The sequence below is a fragment of the Bradyrhizobium sp. HKCCYLRH2060 genome, assembly GCF_051168135.1.
Classification (GTDB): domain Bacteria; phylum Pseudomonadota; class Alphaproteobacteria; order Rhizobiales; family Xanthobacteraceae; genus Bradyrhizobium.
On sequence record NZ_JBNPUK010000019.1, the window covers coordinates 17,143 to 36,267 of the forward strand.

Below are 19,125 nucleotides of genomic sequence, written 5' to 3' on the forward strand. Positions count from 1 at the left end.
CGCCGGGCGTGATGGTTAGCGCTGTGGCCGTGGCGATCGCATTGAGCTGGCTCATGGCGGCGCCGGCGGCGGCCGCGAAATCGGCGCACCGCAGCCCGCCCACGGCCGCCGAGCCCGCAGCGAAGCTGGCCGACGGTGTTGCCAAGGTGCCGCTTCCGCAGCCGCGGCCTGCCGATGCGCCGGCGCGGGAGGCGGCCAAGGGGGAGGATGCCGCTCCGCGCGACGCGGCCAGCGCCGGTGCAAAGGTGGATGCCCAAGCCCCGCCGCCGCCTTCGGCCTGCAGGCTGGCCCTGACCGAAGAGGTCGCGATCGCGCCGTCGATTCCGCCGATCAAGGGGCCCGGGGGCTGCGGCGGCGAGGACCTGGTGCGGCTGGAGGCGGTGGTGCTGCCTGACAAGCGCAGGGTGGCGCTGACGCCCGCGGCGACCATGCGTTGTCCGATGGCGACCGCGGTCGTCAACTGGGTGCGCAACGATGTGGCGCCGCTGGCCGAACGGCTCGGCAGCGCGGTCACTGCGCTCGACAATTTCGATTCCTATCAGTGCCGCGGCCGCAACAATGTCAGCGGCGCGCAGCTATCGGAGCACGGCCGTGCCAATGCGCTGGACGTCCACGGCTTCAAGCTGGCCGACGGCCGCATGATCGATCTCACCGACCGAAATCAGCCGCGCGATTTGCGCGAGTCCGTGCTGCACGCGGTCTGCACCCATTTCTCCACGGTGCTCGGCCCCGATTCGGATTGGTACCACGAGGATCACATTCATCTCGACCTGATCGAACGCCGCAACAACTACCGCATCTGCCAATGGGACGTGCTCGACCCGCTGCCGAAGGTCGCGCCCCTGATGCCCGCCGCCAGGCCCGACGACGCGCCGTCACGCGAGACCGCGCAGGCTGGCACCGAAAATGTCCGGAAGACCGCGAGCACCGACGCCGAACACAACAGCAGCGGTCGCGCCGGTACCGACGAGAAGGCCGAGCCGCCGGCCACCGCGCAGAGCCCTTCTGCTGACGACCGCTCCGGACGGGCCGATACGGAAGCGCAGCCTCCGGCCGCAAAGCCCGCCGGAACGGTCCGCAATCGGCAGACCGCGTCGAAGTCTGCGCCTGAACAGCAAAAGTCCGGACGCGTCGCCGCAGAGACGCGCGCGCCGACCGTAGCGTCCGACAAGGCACGGAATACAGCCGGGCGGGACCAGCGCGCCCTGAACAGCTCAAGTGGGGAACGGGCTTCGCCATCGAAGCCGGCTCCACGGAAGCGCCATCACGGCCGGCGTGGCTGGGATCCGTTCCGCGGATTGTTCTAGCCCCAAACAAAAAGGCGCCGGGTGACCGGCGCCTTGGAAAGGCTGCTAAACGCGCTTCTCGGCTTTTGAATATCGTACCGGCTTCAGCCGGGGCTCACTGCATCGCAGCGAAGGTGCCGCCGCCCTGCAGCGCCATCTGCGGCTTGTAGGGCGAATCACCCTTCTTCGGATCCAGCACCACGACGATGGTGCCGACCTTCACCCGGTTATAGAGGTCGATCGCATCTTCGTTCGTCAGGCGAATGCAGCCCGAGGAGATCGAGGCGCCGATATATTCCGGCTGGTTGGTGCCGTGGATGCGGAACAGCGTGTCCTTGCCGTTGGCATAGAGGTACATCGCGCGCGAGCCCATCGGATTGTCGGGACCCGGCGCGACGAAGGTCGGAACGCCCAGGCGCTCGATCTCGCCCTTGGTCGGATGCCAGGCCGGCCATTCGGTCATGGCGCCGACCTTCGCGATGCCCGACCACGCCATCGCCTCTTCGCCGACGGTGATGCCGTAGCGAATCGCCTTGCCGCCATCGAGGACGTAATAGAGGTAGTGGCTGTCGGAATCGACGACGATCGAGCCCGGGGCTTCCTTGCGGTGATACTCGACGATCGCGCGCCGATAGGGCTCGGCCACCGGCGTGTTGGTGTAGCGGATCTTCGCGAGAAGCTCCTTGTCCTTCGGCTTGAAGGCCTGCGTGTTGGTCGCCTCGTACGTCGTGGCCTGCATGCAGCCCGACAGCATCAGGCCGGCGGCCAGGAGTCCGAGTTTCACCTTCAGCGACATGTCACCAATTCCAATTGACAGCTGACGTTGCAATGGTACGGCCGCGCCACTGCAGCGCGATTCCACATGTCCCATTATCGTCAAAATCGTTCTCAATTCCAGCCGATACACGCACAGGTCACGCTGCAGCGCCGCGATTGTTGCTTTTTTGCCGCAAAAATGCGGGCAGTCATCCACAGCTGTGCTCCGAATGGCACGATCGTCTCTCCGCCGGGGCGTTACCCTTGAGACCATGGCCTTCGCGAGAAAGCCCATGGACCGGGCCGGCAAGCTGCGTCACAAGGCGGCAGCATCCCGCCGCTAAGTCCCCGAAAATTCACGTTTCGCGATTCGGAGTTTTGTCCATGTTCTCGGTGTTCGTTCCGTCCGAAGCCGCGCTGAAGAAGCTGGCGATCACCGATCCCGCGGCTCTGCCCGACAATGCGGTCTGGGTCGACCTCGTGAACCCGAGCAGCGCCGAGGACCGGGCCGTGGAAAAGCTGGCCGGGATCGCGGTGCCGACCCGCGAGGACATGCAGGAGATCGAGATCTCGAGCCGTCTCTACATCGAGAACGGGGCCCGCTACATGACGGCCACGCTGATGTGTCACTCGGACTCCGATATGCCGAGGACCACGGCAGTCACCTTCATCCTGGCGGGCCACCGCCTGGTGACGGTGCGTTACGACCAGCCGCGCCCGTTCGCGGTGGTGGAGGCCAAGCTCGCCCGCAACTGTGCGCCCGGGATCACCGGCGAGATGGTGCTGATGGAGCTGCTCGACGCCGTGATCGACCGCTGCGCCGACATTCTCGAGAAGGTCGGGGCTGATATCGATCAGGTCAGCCACGAGATCTTCGAGCCGAACAATGAGCGTCACGGACACGCCAAGCAATATTCGCAGATTCTGATCGCGATCGGGCGCAAGGGCGACCTGACCTCGAAGGTGCGTGAGAGCCTGGTGTCGATCGGCCGCCTCGTCACCTTCCTGTCTGCGGTGGTCGAAGGCGTGAAGTGGTCGAAGGACATGCGCGAGCAGCTCAAGACCATGCAGCGCGACGTCGCCTCGCTGACCGACCACGCGTCCTACCTCGCGAGCAAGATCACCTTCGTGCTGGATGCGATGCTCGGCGTCGTCAACCTCGAGCAGAACAACATCATCAAGCTGTTCTCGGTGATGGCGGTGGTCCTGATGCCGCCGACCTTGATCGCATCGATCTACGGCATGAACTTCAAGATGATGCCGGAGCTCGAATGGGTGCACGGCTATCCGATGGCGTTGGTGCTGATGCTGATCTGTGCGATCGTGCCGTACTACATCTTCAAATTGAAGAAGTGGCTGTAGCGCAGCCGAGCTGGAATCGCCGGCCGCCCCAGGCCGCTCGCCCGCGCGAAGGCTGCGGCAAAGCGCCATCCGCAGCGCCTCATTCGTGCCCCGTTGTTAGCTGCGTGGGCGACATGTTCGTTGGTCGCGTGCCGCCGACTGATAGTCGCTATGCACTGCAAGTGTCACAAGCGGCAACGTGCAACGCATAACAGAAATACTTGTTAGGCCAGCCGCAACGCCGCTGCAAAGCCGCCCCAATTCCTCAGGTAAAATTTGACGGGAACCCTGAACGTTTGATCGAAACTTCTCTGCGATAAATCTGCTCGTGAGCATGACCGACTACGAGCGTCTCGGCGCGTGGCATGCAAGGCAGAGCTCGAGGGCGCGTTCATCGCGCCTTATCCAAGAGGCGGCAATGGTTGAGAAACGCATAACGGCATCGAACAACGTGATCGAGCTGGCCAACTATCAACGCAGCCGCGCCGACATCGTCGTGGCCCATGCGCTGTCGCCGCGCACCTGCCGCTATTGCGGCGCCGAGCTCGATGACGACGAGCGCGAGGATGATTGCTCCAGCGCCCTCAACGTCGAGTCCGACCGCCTGCGCTGGCGCGCCGCGCAGATCCTTCGTGGCCTGGGGTGCGAAGGCTGAACGACTGTTCTCGGCCGAGCGGTATCCCGGCAATGCCGCCCGAAAGTCCACGATCGGAAATTCAGCAGCCGATGTCATCCCTTGAACAGCGCTCCCTCCGGGAGCGCTGTTTTGTTTGTGGCGGCCGAATCGATCTTCGGAAACGGTGTTAATCGCCGCTTCGCACGGCCATCTGGAACTTGCCGCGCGCGGCAATCCGCCGTGAACCAAACCGGAGACGGGCAGGCCCCTCCGCGGCGACGGTCTCAGACGTGCTGGCCGCCGTTGATGTGGATCTCGGCGCCGTTCACGTAGGAGCTGGTCTCCGTGCACAGCACATAGATGATCTTGGCGACCTCGTCGGGGGTGCCGAGGCGCTGCATCGGGATCTGCTCCTGCACGATCTTCTCGGTGCCCGGCGACAGGATCGAGGTGTCGATCTCGCCCGGCGCGATCGAGTTGACGCGGACGCCGACGCGGCCGAAATCCGACGCCATCTCGCGGGTCAGCGCGGCCAGCGCCGCCTTGGAGGTCGCGTAGGCCGCGCCGGCGAAGGGATGCACGCGCGAGCCGGCGATCGAGGTGACGTTGACGACGGAGCCCTTGGCCGCCTTCAGCTCCTTGATCAGGCCGCGCGCCATCATGATCGGCGCGAAGAAGTTGACGCGGAAGACGTGATTCCAGGTGTCGAGGTCGGTGTCGACGGTGCCGAGCCGGGCGCCGCCGGCGCCCTTCGGCGAGATCGCGGCGTTGTTCACCAGCGCATGCAGCTCGCCACTGTCCATGCGCTGTTTGACCTCCTCGATCGCCCGCAGCGTGTCCTCGGGATCGGCAAGGTCGACCTGGATGTGGTCTTCGGGACCTGCGCCCCACGGACATTCCTCGGGGAAGGGATGCCGCGAGCAGGTGATGACGCGCCAGCCGGCGGAGGAGAATCGGATGACGGTGGCATGACCGATGCCGCGGCTGGCGCCGGTCAGCAGCATCGTGCGCCGCGGCTGGTTCGAAGGAGTCGGCATGAACTGGGTCTCTCACGATCCCGGACGGATCAACTTACCACAATGGTTGCAGGTGCGACGCTCGATTCACGCACGCGCGGGCGATTCGTCCGACAAGGCATCAGACGCCGGCAGCCGGGCGCTGGCGCGCTCGGCGATGTCTCACGGATACATCCGCACCTTGGTCCACGGCTGGTCGGCGGCGTCGCGGCGGAATTCGATGCGGTCGTGCAGGCGGAACGGCCGGTCGTGCCAGAACTCCATGCTGATGGGCGCGATGCGCCAGCCGCTCCATCCCGGCGGCCGCGGCACCTCGCCGATGATGTATTGCGTGGCGACCTTGGCGATCGCCTGCTCGAACGCGAACCGGCTCTCCAGCGGCTGCGACTGCTTGCTGGCCCAGGCGCCGAGCTGCGCCTGCTTCGGCCGGGTCGCGAAATAGGCGTCGGCCTCCTCGTCGCTCACCGGCGTCACGAGGCCGCGGATGCGGACCTGGCGGCGCAGCGACTTCCAGTGAAACAGCAGCGCGGCCTTCGGATTGGCGGCGAGCTCACGGCCCTTCTGGCTGGCCTTGTGGCTGTAGAAGACGAAGCCGTCCTGGTCATAGCCCTTCATCAGCACCATGCGCACGTCGGGCAACCCGCTATCGTCGACCGTCGCCAGCGCCATCGCATTCGGATCGTTGGGCTCGCTCTTGCTGGCCTCCGCAAACCAGTCGGCAAACAGCGCAAACGGCTCGCCGGCCTGGGTAAAATCGGCCGATGTACCGGATGTTAAGGTTGTCTGGTGTTTGATGCTCGTGGGGTCGGTCATGTCTTTGGGGAGTCCGAGTTTTGCGTTCACCCGCGGCCAAGCGCGCGCAAGTCCATCCGGGTCCGGTCCTATATAGGGCATCGGTCCGACTTGGCCTATCCGCGATCGGTCATGCCGGCACCGCTTTGACACTCATTCTAATCGGCCTGTCCGGCGGCGGCTGCAGCCTGTCTCGCCCTGAAACGGCCTTTGCCAAGATGGACGATGCGGAGATCACCGGCGCGGTCAGCCCGCCGCCCGAGCGCGAGCCGACCGAAGCCGATCTCGCTTTTGCCCGCAACGCCGCGTCGGACGTGCTGACCAGGGGGAGCAAGGATTCCAGCCAGCCCTGGCAGAATCCGCAGACCGGCGCTCGCGGCTCGGTGACGCCGATCGCCAAGTCCTACACGGCCGACAACGGCCGCACGTGCCGCGATTTCCTCGCGAGCTACGTCAACGGCAAGACGGAGCGCTGGCTGCAGGGCTCGGCGTGCCGTATCGAGCGTGGGCGCTGGGACATCCAGACGCTCAAACCCTGGCAGCAAAGCTAGCCGGGACCATCAGGAACCCGTTGCAAAAATACAACGGACTCCCCAGATGAAATGCAAAGCGGGCGGGGAGCCCATAGGTTAGTATCTGACTTTCTGTAAGGAGACGTGACGGATGCGCGACCCCTATGAGGTCTTGGGGGTGCCGCGAAGCGCCAGCGCTGCGGCCATCAAGAGCGCCTATCGCAAGCTCGCCAAGAAGCACCACCCCGACAGCAACAAGGATGATCCGAAGGCATCGGCGCGGTTTGCCGAGATCAATTCGGCCAACGAGATCCTGGGCGACGAGGAGAAGCGCAAGCAGTTCGATCGCGGCGAGATCGATGCCGAAGGCAAGCCGCGCTTCCAGGGCTTCCCTGGCGGCGGCGCCGGCCGCGGCGGGCCGGGGGGCGGCTTCGAGAATTATACCTTCCGCAGCGGCGGCGGGCCGGGTGGCGGCTTTGGCGGTGGCGGCTTCGAGGACATCCTGAACAGCATGTTCGGCGGCGCTGGCCCGCGCGGTGCACGTGGCGGCGGCGGCTCGTTCGAGTTCGACACCGGCGGTGTCGGCCTCGACCTCGATCTGAAGGTTGCGATGTCGGTCTCGCTCGAGGAGTCCGTGAAGGGCGGCGAGAAGCGCGTTCGGCTGCCGTCGGGCAAGGAGCTCAACGTCAAGGTCCCCGCTGGCGTCACCGCCGGCCAGCAGATCAGGCTGAAGGGGCAGGGCGAGAGCGCGCCCGGACACCGGCCAGGTGATCTCCTGATCACGATCCAGATCGCGCCGCATCCGTTCTTCAAGGTCGAGGGCAGCGACCTCAGGCTCGATCTGCCGATCACGCTTTACGAGGCGGTCCTGGGCGCCAAGGTGAGGGCGCCGACGCTCGGCAGCGCGGTCGAGCTGTCGATCCCGAAGAACACCTCCAGCGGCCGCACCTTCCGGCTCAAGGGCAAGGGCCTGCCCAAGAGCGATGGCTCGGTCGGCGATCTGTTCGTCACCACCCGGATCGTGCTGCCCGACGGCAACGATGCCGAGCTCGAAGCCCTGATGACCAAATGGCGCGACCGCCATCCCTACAATCCGCGCAGCAACCTCTCCTGAGGTTGCGCGTTGTAGGCCACTCGGCTTAAAGTTGAGGGGGCGAGCTGGAAAGCTGAGAGAAAAAGTGCGGCCTCGAAAGGGGGACCAGCGCGGTACAAAACCCCGATCGAGGCCGCTTCCGTGTCGATCGGCGGATCGAACACTCCTCATTTTTTCGTGAACATTTGGCGCTATATTGAGACGTGCCGGTGACCTGATTCCAGATTTCCGGTGACCGAATTGCGGCGCCGACCTTGGCGTGTCTCCCGCCCGGGCGAGGCGGGGATCGGTACGCTTTCGCGCAGCGTTTGCGGCCATCCTGCAAACGCTTCTGATCACGGCCGTAATCGCGCCGAGGCCGGCACCTCGCGAAATCGGGCAATGGTCCGCCGCTAGCCGCCCGCCCGTTCGGACTGGTCATAAACAAGGCGCGCGACCTGGGTGAGACGCGTCCGGTCGCTGCTGCCACTGACGACGTAGCTGACGCCGCGCTCCGCCCAGGACAGTGCAGCGGTGTTGCCCTGCGCCGTATAGCGCATCTCGGCCGCCTCGATCCCGACCTTGGTCGCATACACCGTGAAGCGCTCGCCGGAGGTGCTCTCGTACATCAGGAAGGACGCCGGACCGGTCGGCCCCGGCAGCAGCCGGCCGCCGACGAGCTTCAGTCCGGTGGTTTCCAGCTCCGGCGCCTGCACGGTGCGGCCGCAGCGCCGCGTCAGCCATTGCTGCAGATGGGCCTTCTCGTCGCCGGGGACCTCAACCGGATGGCGCACCTCCACGACGTAGAGTCGGTGCGCATCGAGCGCCTCGCCGGCGAGGGCCTGCAGCGGCGACGGCGAGGACGCAGCGCCACGCGCGACCCAGCCGACCGCGCCGCCGGCCGCGAAGGCCGCCACGCTTGCCGCCATGGCCGCGACGACCCAGCGCCGCGGCCGGCGCTCCAGACCGTCGAGGTCGAGCCGCGGCGGCACCGGCTCGTTGACGATGGAATCGTAGCGGGCATGGAGCGCCTCAGCCATGCTGCGCCAGAATTGCACGCGCTCGGCGTCCGCCGGATGCGCGGCCAGCCAGCGCTCGACGTCGCTGCGGCGCTCGGCCGGCAGCTCGTTGTCGACGTAGGCGTGCAGCTCGTCTTCGGTGACGGGAATGGTCGGCTCGGTCATCATCGGGATCTCGTTGCAATCGAGCGGCTGCGGCGATGCGCGGTCGCTGCAGGCTTGGGCAGCCGAACATGGCAGGGCGGCTTTTGTGCAGTGGTCATTTCACCCTCCGCAGCGCCGGCCGCTCGCCCTCGAGCACGGCACGGACATGGGCGCGGGCGCGGGCGAGGCGGGACATCACGGTGCCGATCGGGACACCCTGGATGTCGGCGACCTCGCGGTAGCTCATGCCTTCGAGCACGACGAGGAGAAGCGCCGCGCGCTGCTCCTCCACCAGGGTCGCCAGCGCGCGCTCGATGTCCCGGCCCTCGGCCTCAGTGCCGCTGGCGTCGGCATTGTCGTCCTGGAGCGGCATGAAGTGAGGTCGCCGTGCCAGGGAGCGCCGGCGGTTCTTGTTCAGATTGGTCAGGATCGTGTACAGCCAGCTCCTGATGTCGCCGCCCAGGAACAGCCGTTCCGAGCGCAGCGCCCGCACCAGCGTGTCCTGGACCAGCTCGTCGGCCGCGTCCATGTCGCGCGCCAACGCCCGGGCATAACGGCGCAGTGCCGGAATCATGGTCTCGACGCTCTGGCGGAACGCATTCATGGACTGCCCTGCGGCTGTTCGCTGCGATGACAAGGGCGCAGGCCGCAGCCGGCGCCTTGCAAAGATCATAACCCCGCGATCTCAGGCCTATTCCAGCCGGGCAAGCTGGCTGGGCGTTTGCCACAGAGCGGGCGGAATGGGGCTGTACCGGGCCAGACCGGTGGTGTACGTCCAGTCCTCAGAGCATGATGCGCTTCCACGGAAACGCATGATGCTCATCTCCTTGTTTGAGCATGATCTTTCGGAAAACCGGTTTCCACTTTTCCGGATCATGCTCTCATAATCAGTTCGATGGGAAGCCGCATGGCGCAGATTTCAGGTTTGATGCAGGGCAAGCGCGGGGTGGTCCTCGGCGTGGCCAACAACCGCTCGATCGCCTGGGGCATTGCCAAGGCCGCGCGCGCGGCCGGCGCGGAGATCGCGTTGACCTACCAGGGCGACGCGCTGAAGAAGCGCGTCGAGCCGCTGGCGGCTGAGCTCGGCGGCCTCGTGCTCGGCCATTGCGACGTCACCGATCCATCGACCATCGATGCCGTGTTCGACGTGCTCAAGGAGAAGTGGGGCAAGATCGACTTCGTCGTCCACGCCATCGCCTTCTCCGACAAGGACCAGCTCGACGGCCGCTACATCGAGACCACGCAGGACAATTTCTCCAAGAGCATGCTGATCAGCTGCTACTCGCTGACCGCGATCGCGCAGCGCGCCGAGAAGCTGATGACCGACGGCGGCTCGATCATCACCCTGACCTATTACGGCGCCGAGAAGTGGATGCCGCACTACAATGTGATGGGCGTCGCCAAGGCCGCGCTGGAAGCCAGCGTGCGCTATCTCGCCGCCGATCTCGGCGAGAAGAGCATCCGCGTCAACGCGATCTCGGCCGGCCCGATCAAGACGCTGGCCGCGTCGGGCATCGGCGACTTCCGCTATATCCTGAAGTGGAACGAATACAACGCGCCGCTGCGGCGGACCGTGACCATCGAAGAGGTCGGCGACAGCGCGCTGTATCTCTTGTCCGACCTGTCGCGTGGTGTCACCGGCGAGGTGCATCACGTCGATTCCGGCTATCATGTCGTCGGCATGAAGCGGCCCGAGGCGCCCGACATCTCGCTCAGCAACTCCGTCGGCGCCAAGGACTAACGTCAACACGCAATGCCACGGCCCACGATCTACTACATCCGCCACGGCGAGACGGAATGGAATGCGCTCGGCCGGCTGCAGGGCACGCAGGACATTCCGCTGAACGCGCTCGGGCGGGTGCAGGCGGTGCAGGCCGGCAACCTCCTGGCCGAGCTTGCTGCGCGCAACGGCCATGATGCGGCGCGCCTGCCCTACGTCGCGAGCCCGCTCAGCCGCGCCCGCGCGACCATGGAGCTGGTGCGTGAGACCCTGAGGCTGCCAGCCGAGGGCTATGCGCTCGATGCCCGGCTGCGCGAGATCGGCTACGGCAAATGGGAAGGGGCGACGCTGCCGGAAATGCAGGCGGCCGATCCCGCCTTCTATGCCCGGCGGCTGACCGACAAATGGTCGCTGGCGCCCGAGGGCGGCGAGACCTATGCCGACGTCGAGCGCCGCGTGCGCGACTGGTACGATGGGCTGTCTGGCGATATCGTGGCGGTCGCCCATGGCGGCACGGCGCGGGCGCTGATGGTCGCGCTGGGCTTCGAGACGCCGCACGGCGCCGTCGACCTGCCGATCCAGCAGGGCGCGGTCTATGTGTTCGGCGAGAACGGCTTCGAGAAGTACAGTTAGTTTGTCCCCGTCATTCCGGGGCGCGTCGTGAGAGGCGAAACCGGAATCTCGAGAGTCCGGGTCTGGTCCTTCGGACCGTCCCGGAATGACGGTTTTTCCGATTGGGTGATCAGCTCATGTCCTTCAACACCTTCGGCCACATGTTCCGCGTCACCACCTTCGGCGAGAGCCATGGCGTGGCCATCGGCTGCGTGGTCGACGGCTGTCCGCCGCGGATCCCGCTGCAAGCGGAGGAGATCCAGCGTGATCTCGACCGCCGCCGTCCCGGCCAGTCGCGCTTCACCACCCAGCGCCAGGAGCCGGACCAGGTGAAGATCCTGTCCGGCGTGATGGCCGATCCAGACACGGGAGCGCAGGTCACCACCGGCACGCCGATCGCGCTCCTGATCGAGAACACCGATCAGCGCTCCAAGGACTATTCCGAGATCAAGGACAAGTTTCGTCCCGGCCATGCCGACTTCACCTACGAGGCCAAATACGGCCTGCGCGACTATCGCGGCGGCGGCCGGTCCTCCGCGCGCGAGACCGCGACGCGCGTTGCGGCCGGCGCGATCGCGCGCAAGGTCCTGCCCGACGTGAAGGTGCGCGGCGCGCTGGTGCAGATGGGGCCGCACAAGATCGACCGCGGCAACTGGGACTGGGACGAGGTCGCGCGCAATCCCTTCTTCTGCCCCGACAAGGACAAGGCGGCGTTCTTCGAGGACTATCTCGACGGCATCAGGAAGTCCGGCTCGTCGATCGGCGCCGTGCTCGAGATCGTCGCCGAGGGCGTGCCGGCGGGACTTGGCGCGCCGCTCTACGGCAAGCTCGATGCCGATCTCGCCGCGGCGATGATGAGCATCAACGCCGTGAAGGGGGTCGAGATCGGCGCCGGCTTCGGTGCGGCCGAGCTGACCGGCGAGGAGAATGCCGACGAGATGCGCTCGGCCAATGACGGCACGCGCTTCCTCTCCAACAATGCCGGCGGCATTCTCGGCGGCATCGCCACGGGACAGCCGATCGTGCTGCGCTTCGCGGTCAAGCCGACCTCGTCGATCCTCACCCCGCGCCAGACCGTCGACCGCTCAGGCCAGGAGACCGAGATCCTGACCAAGGGCCGTCACGACCCCTGCGTCGGCATCCGCGCGGTTCCCGTCGGCGAGGCGATGATGGCTTGCGTGCTCGCCGATCACCTGCTGCGCCATCGCGGCCAGGTGGGGTAGCTTAGTCGTTCTCGCCGTACACATACGACGCCTTCAGCCCGAAGGTCACGATCGAGAGCGTGACCCACAGCCGCAGCATCGCGAACGAGAAGATGAACACGAAGAACACCAGGTTCTTGGTGAACTGACTGGCCTCGGTCTGCCCGAACGTCCAGATCAGGCCACGGACGGCATTCTGGCCGTGGCCCAGTCCGATGTTGACCAGGCCCAGCACCAGCACGGCTGTCCCGAGCCATAGCCCGCGCCGGGCGAACTCACCGAGTGCGGGGAAGAACGCGGTCCGGCCATTGTTGCGCTCGGCCTGCAGGATCATCAGCAGCACCAGCGCTGCGATGAATGCGCTCCAGAACCGGCCGAGATGCGTGAACTGGTCGAAGGCCATGCCATCCAGTCCGGCCATCAGATGGGGGCTCTGTCCCGCATAGGGCGTGAACACCAGGGCTAGCGCAGCCGCGATCATCAGCAAGGCGATCCGCCATAGCACGGCCAGGGACAATCGAAGCTGGTCGGTGACGCTCAGCTCGCCGAGGTTCGTCTGGCCGCCGCTTGCCTCGATACAGCGCTGCGCCGTGACGATGAAGGCGTGCAGCACGGCGACCGCGGCCACGACCAGAGCGGGCAGGCTGGCCGGTCCGCCGGCAAACGCGATCACCCGCATTGCCGCGGCGAGGATGAGCCATGGCAGCGCCGGCAGTAGCCGCAACGGTCCGAACGAGGTCTGAGGAACAATGGTGGATGATACGCTGCGGAGGGTCTCTCTCATCGTGTCAGGATACCGCGCGGAGCTGAACGGCCTTCCTCGCAAATGGCTAAAATTGCCGCCACGCCGCGTGCGTCTCGCTGTCTCCATGAGCTGTCACGAAGAGCCTCACCAAGGGCCATCACGACCCCTGCGTCGGCAATCCGCACGGGCCCGGTGGGCGAGGCGATGATGGCCTGCGTGCTCGCCGATCATCTGCTGCGCCATCGCGGCCAGGTCGGTTGGTCGCGCACGGAGTACCTGTTTACTGTTGTCACGTCCGTCGCTTAATCTCAGCCCATGGACACTTCCAAGCTGCGGGACATCAAGGACTGGCTGGTCGATGGTGCGCGCTCCGCGGCGACGCCGAGCCAGATGATGTCCGAATGCTGCGAGCGCCTGGTCGGGCTCGGCATCCCGTTGTGGCGCGTCGGCGTGTTCGTCCGCACCCTTCATCCCGATATCGCCGGCCGCAGCTTCATCTGGCGCCAGGGCGCCGAGGTCGAGATGGGCACGGTCGATTTCGGTTTCGAGAGCACCCCGGCCTACACGGACAGTCCGCTCGCGCTCGTGTTCGAGCATGGCAGGGAGTTCGGGGCCGATCCTCGCCATCCGCAGGCGGAGCGTTTTCCGATCCTGATGGATCTGCGTGCCGAGGGCGTGACCGACTATCTCGCCTTGCCGATGACCTTCATCGATCGCGCGGTCCATGCCTCGAGCTGGACCACCAAATCTCCAAGAGGCTTCACCGACGCGCAGCTGAACGCGATCCGGTCGCTGATGCCTGCGCTCGCACGCTACACCGAGATCGTCACGCTGCGCCGGACCGCCTCGATGCTGCTCGACACCTATGTCGGCAACAGCGCCGGCGAGCGCATCCTCGGCGGCCAGATCCGCCGCGGCCACACCGATACGCTCGATGCGGCGATCTGGTTGTCGGATCTGCGCGGCTTCACGCCGCTGTCGGACCGGCTGCCGGCCGAGAACGTCGTCGACATCCTCAACCAGTACTTCGACTGCCAGGTGGATCCGATCCGCGAGCAGGGCGGCGAGGTGCTCAAGTTCATGGGCGACGGCCTGCTCGCGGTGTTCCCCATTCGCGCGCAGGGCGGCGATCCGAGCGAGGTCTGCGGCCGCGTGCTCACCGCGGCGCGGGCGTCGCGCGCCCGCGTCGACGCGCTGGAATATGCGGTCGGCGACATCGGGGAGCGGTTTCGTTTCGGCGTGGCGCTGCATGTCGGACGGTTGCTCTATGGCAATATCGGCGGCGGCAACCGGCTCGACTTCACCTGCATCGGCCCCGCCGTCAATCTCGCCGCAAGGCTGGAGAAGATGGCCGCGCAGCTGAAGCGCACGGTGGTCGCGTCCGAGGCCTTTGCCGGCGCCTGTCCCGAGCCGCTGACCGATCTCTGGACCGATCTCGGCGAATTTCCGATCGCTGGCCTCGCGACCGCGCAACGCGTGTTCGGGCTGCGCGAGGAAGGGAATTAGTTCGCCGGCTCAGGTCTCCGGCTCGGTGGTGAACAGCAGCGGATATCCCTTGGCGCGGCCGGCATCGGTCGCGCGCGTCGCCTTGGTCTCGGCGACGTCCTTTGTGAACACCGCCACCACGCAGACGCCGAGCTTATGGGCCGTGATCATGACCTTGTAGGCCTGGTCCTCGGTCATGCGGAATTCCGCCTTCAGGATCATCACCACGAAATCGCGCGGCGTGAAATCGTCGTTGACGAGGATCACCTTGTAGAGCCGCGGACGCTCGGTCTTGGTGCGTACCTTCGTCTTGGGCTTGGTGACGGCATCGTTCATTTGAAGGGCGCGCCTGTGTTCCTGATGCGGCAGTCACGCCACGATACAGGCTTCGAACGCTCCGGGAAACCACGGGCTGCATGCCTTGCGCGATGGGCGCACGCGGCTGCCTGACATCCGGGCAATCCAGGGGACTAACCGGAATGTGAATGGATGTGTGCGTTCCCGCTTTGCGCTCTGCGGATTGCATGTCACCATCATCAGACGCGATTGGAGGGCAGCTCATGCGCTGGTGGATCTCGATCGGGGTGGCGTGTCTGGCGGGCGCCTTGGCTGGCGGCGACGTCGCCAGCGTCGTGGCCGCGCCGAGGACCCAGCCGGCGCAGCAACTGAGCGAGAAGGAAGCCTCCGTCGACGTTGAGCTCATCCTCGCCGTCGACGTGTCCTACTCGATGGATCTGGACGAGCTGGCGATCCAGCGCGAAGGCTACGCCCAGGCGCTCAGCTCGCGCGAGTTCCTGCAGGCGCTGAAGAACGGCGTGCACGGCCGCATCGCCGTGACCTATTTCGAATGGGCGGCCTCGAGCGACCAGAAGATCATCATTCCATGGCGCCTGATCGACGGACCGGAAAGTGCCGACGCCGTCGCCGCCGAGATCATGAAGACGCCGATCCGCCGGGCGTCGCGCACCTCGATCTCGGGCGCGATCTACTTCGCCATGCCGTTGTTCGATGAGAACCCCTATCGCGGGCTGCGCCGCGTCATCGACATCTCCGGCGACGGGCCCAACAACAACGGTCCCTCGCCGGTGACGATCGCGCGCGACGAGGCCGTCAACAAGGGCATCACGATCAACGGCCTGCCGATCATGGTCAAGGAGCCGTCCTACTCGACCATGGATATCGAGAACCTCGATCTCTACTACAAGGATTGCGTCACCGGCGGCCACGGCTCGTTCGTGGTCACGATCAAGAGCCGCGAGGAGTTCAAGGAGGCCATCCGCACCAAGCTGCTGATGGAGGTCGCCGGACGGGCACCGCCGCCGCGCATCGTGCCGGTCGCCGATGACGCCGACAAGGAGCCGCGCGTGTCCTGCACGATCGGCGAGAAGATCTGGCAGGATCGCTGGGGCCGGTGACCCGGGCTGCGCCACACCGGCGCCCCTGATCCGCCATCGACCGGCGCGCAGCGCTTCACACCGCCTGTCCTGGTCGGAGGCGTGCACTGCGCACCCATCGGACGCGTGTCGGGTGCAAGGATTGGTATCCCGATCTCGTGTGGAAAAACCCCGTCCTGTTGCCGATCCGGCGAACCTGTGACCTCACAGCCACACATGATCTGAAAACCAGGGGTTGCATGGCGCCAAAATTCTCTTTGCCACTGTGCCGCCGCGATTGGGCCGCGACCATGAGCGGGTTGAGGCGGAGGCGCACAGAACATGCGTATCATCGACCGGACAGCAGGTCCCTCGTCAGTCGTCCATGGCCCGGGTGCAGGGCTCGCATCCCAACTTCTGAGGCCAGCGCTGCTGTGTGCGGCGGCGGCTTCGCTCGCCGCCTGCGCGCAATCGTCGGCGGTCCGGCAGGCGCGCTGGGCGGCGCCGACGAAGCAAGCTGCCGCCGAATTCCGGCCGCAGGTGCAGCGTGCGGAGACGGCGCCGGAGTCGGTGGTGCGCGTCCAGCAGGCCGAGCTCAGCCCGCCTCCAGCCCACGCCACCTCGTCGGGCCTCGCCAGCTACTACTCGGAAGGCCGCAAGACCGCGAGCGGCGAACGCTTCGATCCCTCCGAGCTGACGGCCGCCCATCGCAGCCTGCCGTTCGGCACCCGTTTGCAGGTCACCAACGTCAAGACCGGCCGCTCGGTGGTGGTGCGTGTCAACGACCGTGGACCGTTCGTGCAGGGCCGGGTGGTGGATGTGTCCTACTCCGCCGCCCAGGCGCTCGGCATGATCCACACCGGCGTCGCCCCGGTGAAGGTCAGCGTGGTGCGGTAGCAGTCATAGACACGGCAGCGCCGCTGCTTGACCTCTCGTGTTTCTTGAGTGGCCGGGATCTCGCAGCGGCGGCAGTGCACCTCGCCCCGCTTGCGGGGAGAGGTCGGATTGCATCGAAGATGCAATCCGGGTGAGGGGGACAGGTCTATCCACGCACACACCCGGTGCGTTTGCCCCTGCTGACACTTCCCGTGCGGCTGCCTCTCACCCCAACCCTCTCCCCGTAAGAACGGGGAGAGGGTGCGCACCGTTCGTGCCGAGCAAGCTCTGCGCTCAACTAATAGGCATCCCGCATCACCGCCTCACCGCACCAGCCGCGCCACCAACTCCACATGCGGCGTGTGGCGGAACTGGTCGACGGGGACGACCGTCTCGAGCTTGTAGCCGCCGTCGATCAGCATGCGGACGTCGCGGGCGAAGGTGGTGACGTTGCAGGACACCGCGACGATCACCGGCGCCTTGCTGGCCGCGAGCTGCCTGGCCTGGGCCTGCGCGCCCTGGCGCGGCGGGTCGAACACGACGGCATCGATGTCGCGCAATTCCGGCGGCATCAGCGGGCGGCGGAACAGGTCGCGCGCCTCGGCCTTGATCGGCTTGAGGCCGGGCGTCCCGGCCGCCTTCTGCAGCGCCGCGATCGCGCCGGCATCATTGTCCATGGCGGTGACGCGCGCCCACGTGGCGAGCCGCAGCGCGAACGGGCCGACGCCGCAGAACAGGTCGGCGACGTGCCTGGCCTTGGCCGTGCGCTCCATCACGAGCTGCGCCAGCGTCTCCTCGCCTTGCACGGTGGCCTGCAGGAACGAGCCGGGCGGCAGCGTCACCTGCGCCGTGCCCATCGTGACAACTGGCGCATTGCGCATCAGCACCAGCTCGCCATGGCGCGTCAGCCGCGCCAGCCGGTGCTGTTCAGCGAGGTGGGACAGGGCCGCGATGCGCGGCGGCGGCAGCGGGCCGGAGCCGCGGATGTCGATGTCGAGGCCGTTGCTGGTCGCGGTCGCCTGGATGTCGAGCGGCTTGCCGGTCGGCTTCAGCGCCTCAGCCAGGGCCCATGCGGCTTCCAGCGCACCGTCCAGAGCAGGATCGAGGATCGGGCAGCGGTCGATCGGCACGATATCGTGGCTGTTCGCGGCCGAGAATCCGACCCTGAGAACGTCGTGCGTGCCCATCCGGGCGTGGAAGGTGGCGCGGCGCCGGCCGGCGCCGTGGGCATCGATCAGATCGGCCACGTCGCAGTCGACCTTGGCGGCCCGTAGCGTCTCGACGATGATGTTGCGCTTCCATTGCTGATACGGCCCGGGCATCCAGTGCTGGATGGCGCAGCCGCCGCACACGCCGAAATGCGCGCAGAACGGCGCGATCCGCTCGGGACTCGCCGTCTCCACCGCGAGCAGCTTGCGGCGATCGGGATGGCCGGGCACGACGGCCGTCTCCACGGTCTCGCCGGCCAGCGTGTAGGGCACGTACAGCGCCTCGCCCGATGACAGCGACACGCCATCGCCGCGATGGCCGACCTGGTCGATGACGAGACGTTCAACCATGGCGGCGCGCTCCCAGGAAGAATTCGGCGTTGCCGTCGCCGCCCTTGATCGATGACGGAAAGATCGCGATGTCGCTGCAGCCGAGCGAGGCGGCGAAGGCGGCGATGTCGTCGCAGACGGCTTGATGCACGGTTGCATCCTTGATGATGCCGCCCTTGCCGTGCTTTCCCTGCGCCTCGAATTGCGGCTTGATCAGCGCCAGCAGGCTCATCGGCGAGGCGGCGAGCGATAGCGCGACCGGCAGCACCGCCTTGAGCGAGATGAAGCTGCAGTCGATCACGACGATGTCGGGGCGCTGCGCCAGCCGCTTGCCGTCGTAGCTGCGGATGTCGGTCTGCTCCATCGAGATGATCTTCGGGTGATTGCGCAATGACGGGTGCAACTGGTCGCGGCCGACGTCGATCGCGAACACGAGCGCCGCGCCATTCGCCAGCAGCACCTCGGTGAAGCCGCCGGTGGAGGCGCCGACATCGAGGCAGACATGGTCCTCGACCTCGATGCCGTAGTGCTCCAGCGCCGCCGCCAGCTTGACGCCGCCACGCGACACCCAGGGATGCGCCGGCTCGGCCTGCAGGACGGCGTCGGCGGGAATGCTCTCCGAGGCTTTGCCGACCTGCTTGTCGTTGGCGAACACGAGCCCCGCCTCGATCGCCGCCTGCGCCCGCGCGCGGCTCTCGAACAGGCCGCGTTCGACGAGGAGGATGTCAGCGCGTTTGCGGGCAGGGGTCATGGGCGGTGTGATGAATGGTCATGAGTTGTGGAGTGGTCATCAGTTGTGGAGGTCGCGCAACCATTCCGGTGTCGTCCCGGGCAAGCACCAGCGCGCATCGCGCGTCGGTGCGCCGACCCGGGACCCATAACCACAGGACGTAGTTTGTAGGAAGATGGCAACTACGTGTCTGCCCAACACACCGTCCTGTGGTTATGGGTCCCGGCTTTCGCAGGGACGACATGGGAGTTCGTGTCATCGATCGTGCCACCACGCGACCCTCGTAGGGT

General features: G+C 66.4%; 19 protein-coding genes and 2 pseudogenes. 12 read left to right on the forward strand and 9 right to left on the reverse strand.

Going from position 1 to position 19,125, the window contains the following annotated elements:
- Positions 1–11 precede the first annotated feature (11 nt).
- Positions 12–1,094 (forward strand): annotated as a pseudogene (locus ACQR10_RS28225) (extensin family protein); the annotation flags it as partial.
- Between the two features lie 307 nt (positions 1,095–1,401).
- Here the strand turns inward: ACQR10_RS28225 and ACQR10_RS28230 are convergent.
- Positions 1,402–2,082: a L,D-transpeptidase gene (locus tag ACQR10_RS28230; protein ID WP_315802304.1), complete on the reverse strand. Its 681-nt coding sequence runs from the start codon at positions 2,080–2,082 to the stop codon at positions 1,402–1,404.
- A 344-nt stretch (positions 2,083–2,426) separates the two neighbouring features.
- Between ACQR10_RS28230 and ACQR10_RS28235 the strand changes: the two genes are divergently transcribed.
- Positions 2,427–3,404 carry a magnesium transporter CorA family protein gene (locus ACQR10_RS28235; RefSeq protein WP_315802305.1) on the forward strand — a complete coding sequence of 326 codons (978 nt, stop codon included), beginning with the start codon at positions 2,427–2,429 and terminating at the stop codon, positions 3,402–3,404.
- Positions 3,405–3,717: 313 nt separating this feature from the next.
- A complete protein-coding gene (locus ACQR10_RS28240) occupies positions 3,718–4,038 on the forward strand; it encodes a hypothetical protein (protein WP_434912138.1) in 321 nt (106 codons plus the stop codon).
- Between the two features lie 245 nt (positions 4,039–4,283).
- On the opposite strand, the gene ACQR10_RS28245 is transcribed toward ACQR10_RS28240, so the two are convergent.
- Together ACQR10_RS28245 and pdxH are read right to left on the reverse strand one after the other, a co-directional pair.
- Positions 4,284–5,036: an SDR family NAD(P)-dependent oxidoreductase gene (locus ACQR10_RS28245; protein ID WP_315802306.1), complete on the reverse strand. Its 753-nt coding sequence runs from the start codon at positions 5,034–5,036 to the stop codon at positions 4,284–4,286.
- 141 nt (positions 5,037–5,177) lie between these two features.
- Positions 5,178–5,828, reverse strand: coding sequence for a pyridoxamine 5'-phosphate oxidase (gene pdxH / locus ACQR10_RS28250; RefSeq protein WP_315802307.1), 651 nt, complete (start codon positions 5,826–5,828; stop codon positions 5,178–5,180).
- Positions 5,829–5,953: 125 nt separating this feature from the next.
- Between pdxH and ACQR10_RS28255 the strand changes: the two genes are divergently transcribed.
- Both ACQR10_RS28255 and ACQR10_RS28260 read left to right on the forward strand, forming a co-directional pair.
- A complete protein-coding gene (locus ACQR10_RS28255; RefSeq protein ID WP_315802308.1) occupies positions 5,954–6,358 on the forward strand; it encodes an RT0821/Lpp0805 family surface protein in 405 nt (134 codons plus the stop codon).
- 112 nt (positions 6,359–6,470) lie between these two features.
- Positions 6,471–7,433, forward strand: a complete 963-nt coding sequence (locus ACQR10_RS28260) for a DnaJ C-terminal domain-containing protein (RefSeq protein WP_315802309.1) — start codon at positions 6,471–6,473, stop codon at positions 7,431–7,433.
- 371 nt (positions 7,434–7,804) lie between these two features.
- On the opposite strand, the gene ACQR10_RS28265 is transcribed toward ACQR10_RS28260, so the two are convergent.
- Both ACQR10_RS28265 and ACQR10_RS28270 read right to left on the reverse strand, forming a co-directional pair.
- Positions 7,805–8,578, reverse strand: a complete 774-nt coding sequence (locus tag ACQR10_RS28265; RefSeq protein ID WP_434839803.1) for an anti-sigma factor family protein — start codon at positions 8,576–8,578, stop codon at positions 7,805–7,807.
- A gap of 91 nt (positions 8,579–8,669) precedes the next feature.
- Positions 8,670–9,158: a sigma-70 family RNA polymerase sigma factor gene (locus ACQR10_RS28270; RefSeq protein WP_315802311.1), complete on the reverse strand. Its 489-nt coding sequence runs from the start codon at positions 9,156–9,158 to the stop codon at positions 8,670–8,672.
- Positions 9,159–9,461: 303 nt separating this feature from the next.
- Between ACQR10_RS28270 and fabI the strand changes: the two genes are divergently transcribed.
- The 3 genes from fabI (at position 9,462) to aroC (ending at position 12,109) form a co-directional block, all read left to right on the forward strand.
- Positions 9,462–10,295 (forward strand): enoyl-ACP reductase FabI, encoded by an 834-nt coding sequence (fabI, locus tag ACQR10_RS28275; RefSeq protein ID WP_316238314.1) that lies wholly within the window; start codon positions 9,462–9,464, stop codon positions 10,293–10,295.
- A 12-nt stretch (positions 10,296–10,307) separates the two neighbouring features.
- On the forward strand, positions 10,308–10,907 hold the full coding sequence (locus tag ACQR10_RS28280) for a histidine phosphatase family protein (RefSeq protein WP_316238315.1): 600 nt from the start codon (positions 10,308–10,310) through the stop codon (positions 10,905–10,907).
- Between the two features lie 116 nt (positions 10,908–11,023).
- Positions 11,024–12,109: a chorismate synthase gene (gene aroC, locus ACQR10_RS28285; RefSeq protein ID WP_316178359.1), complete on the forward strand. Its 1,086-nt coding sequence runs from the start codon at positions 11,024–11,026 to the stop codon at positions 12,107–12,109.
- A gap of 1 nt (position 12,110) precedes the next feature.
- Here the strand turns inward: aroC and ACQR10_RS28290 are convergent, their stop codons facing one another.
- Entirely contained in the window at positions 12,111–12,872 is a 762-nt protein-coding gene (locus tag ACQR10_RS28290; RefSeq protein ID WP_434912139.1) for a hypothetical protein, read from the reverse strand.
- A 95-nt stretch (positions 12,873–12,967) separates the two neighbouring features.
- Here ACQR10_RS28290 and ACQR10_RS28295 point away from each other — a divergent pair.
- Together ACQR10_RS28295 and ACQR10_RS28300 are read left to right on the forward strand one after the other, a co-directional pair.
- Positions 12,968–13,139, forward strand: a pseudogene (locus ACQR10_RS28295) (chorismate synthase); the annotation flags it as partial.
- A 9-nt stretch (positions 13,140–13,148) separates the two neighbouring features.
- Positions 13,149–14,339 (forward strand): adenylate/guanylate cyclase domain-containing protein, encoded by a 1,191-nt coding sequence (locus tag ACQR10_RS28300; RefSeq protein ID WP_315802316.1) that lies wholly within the window; start codon positions 13,149–13,151, stop codon positions 14,337–14,339.
- Positions 14,340–14,348: 9 nt separating this feature from the next.
- On the opposite strand, the gene clpS is transcribed toward ACQR10_RS28300, so the two are convergent.
- Positions 14,349–14,654, reverse strand: coding sequence for an ATP-dependent Clp protease adapter ClpS (clpS, locus tag ACQR10_RS28305; RefSeq protein WP_035654766.1), 306 nt, complete (start codon positions 14,652–14,654; stop codon positions 14,349–14,351).
- Between the two features lie 224 nt (positions 14,655–14,878).
- Here clpS and ACQR10_RS28310 point away from each other — a divergent pair, with 224 nt between their 5' ends.
- Positions 14,879–15,733 carry a DUF1194 domain-containing protein gene (locus ACQR10_RS28310; RefSeq protein ID WP_315802317.1) on the forward strand — a complete coding sequence of 285 codons (855 nt, stop codon included), beginning with the start codon at positions 14,879–14,881 and terminating at the stop codon, positions 15,731–15,733.
- Positions 15,734–16,033: 300 nt separating this feature from the next.
- Entirely contained in the window at positions 16,034–16,588 is a 555-nt protein-coding gene (locus ACQR10_RS28315) for a septal ring lytic transglycosylase RlpA family protein (protein ID WP_315802318.1), read from the forward strand.
- 302 nt (positions 16,589–16,890) lie between these two features.
- On the opposite strand, the gene ACQR10_RS28320 is transcribed toward ACQR10_RS28315, so the two are convergent.
- Both ACQR10_RS28320 and ACQR10_RS28325 read right to left on the reverse strand, forming a co-directional pair.
- Positions 16,891–18,126 carry a class I SAM-dependent RNA methyltransferase gene (locus tag ACQR10_RS28320; RefSeq protein ID WP_434912140.1) on the reverse strand — a complete coding sequence of 412 codons (1,236 nt, stop codon included), beginning with the start codon at positions 18,124–18,126 and terminating at the stop codon, positions 16,891–16,893.
- Complete coding sequence (locus ACQR10_RS28325) at positions 18,119–18,856, reverse strand: TlyA family RNA methyltransferase (RefSeq protein WP_316218407.1); 738 nt, start codon at positions 18,854–18,856, stop codon at positions 18,119–18,121. Before ACQR10_RS28325 ends, ACQR10_RS28320 begins: the two co-directional genes overlap by 8 nt.
- Between the last annotated feature and the right edge of the window lie 269 nt (positions 18,857–19,125).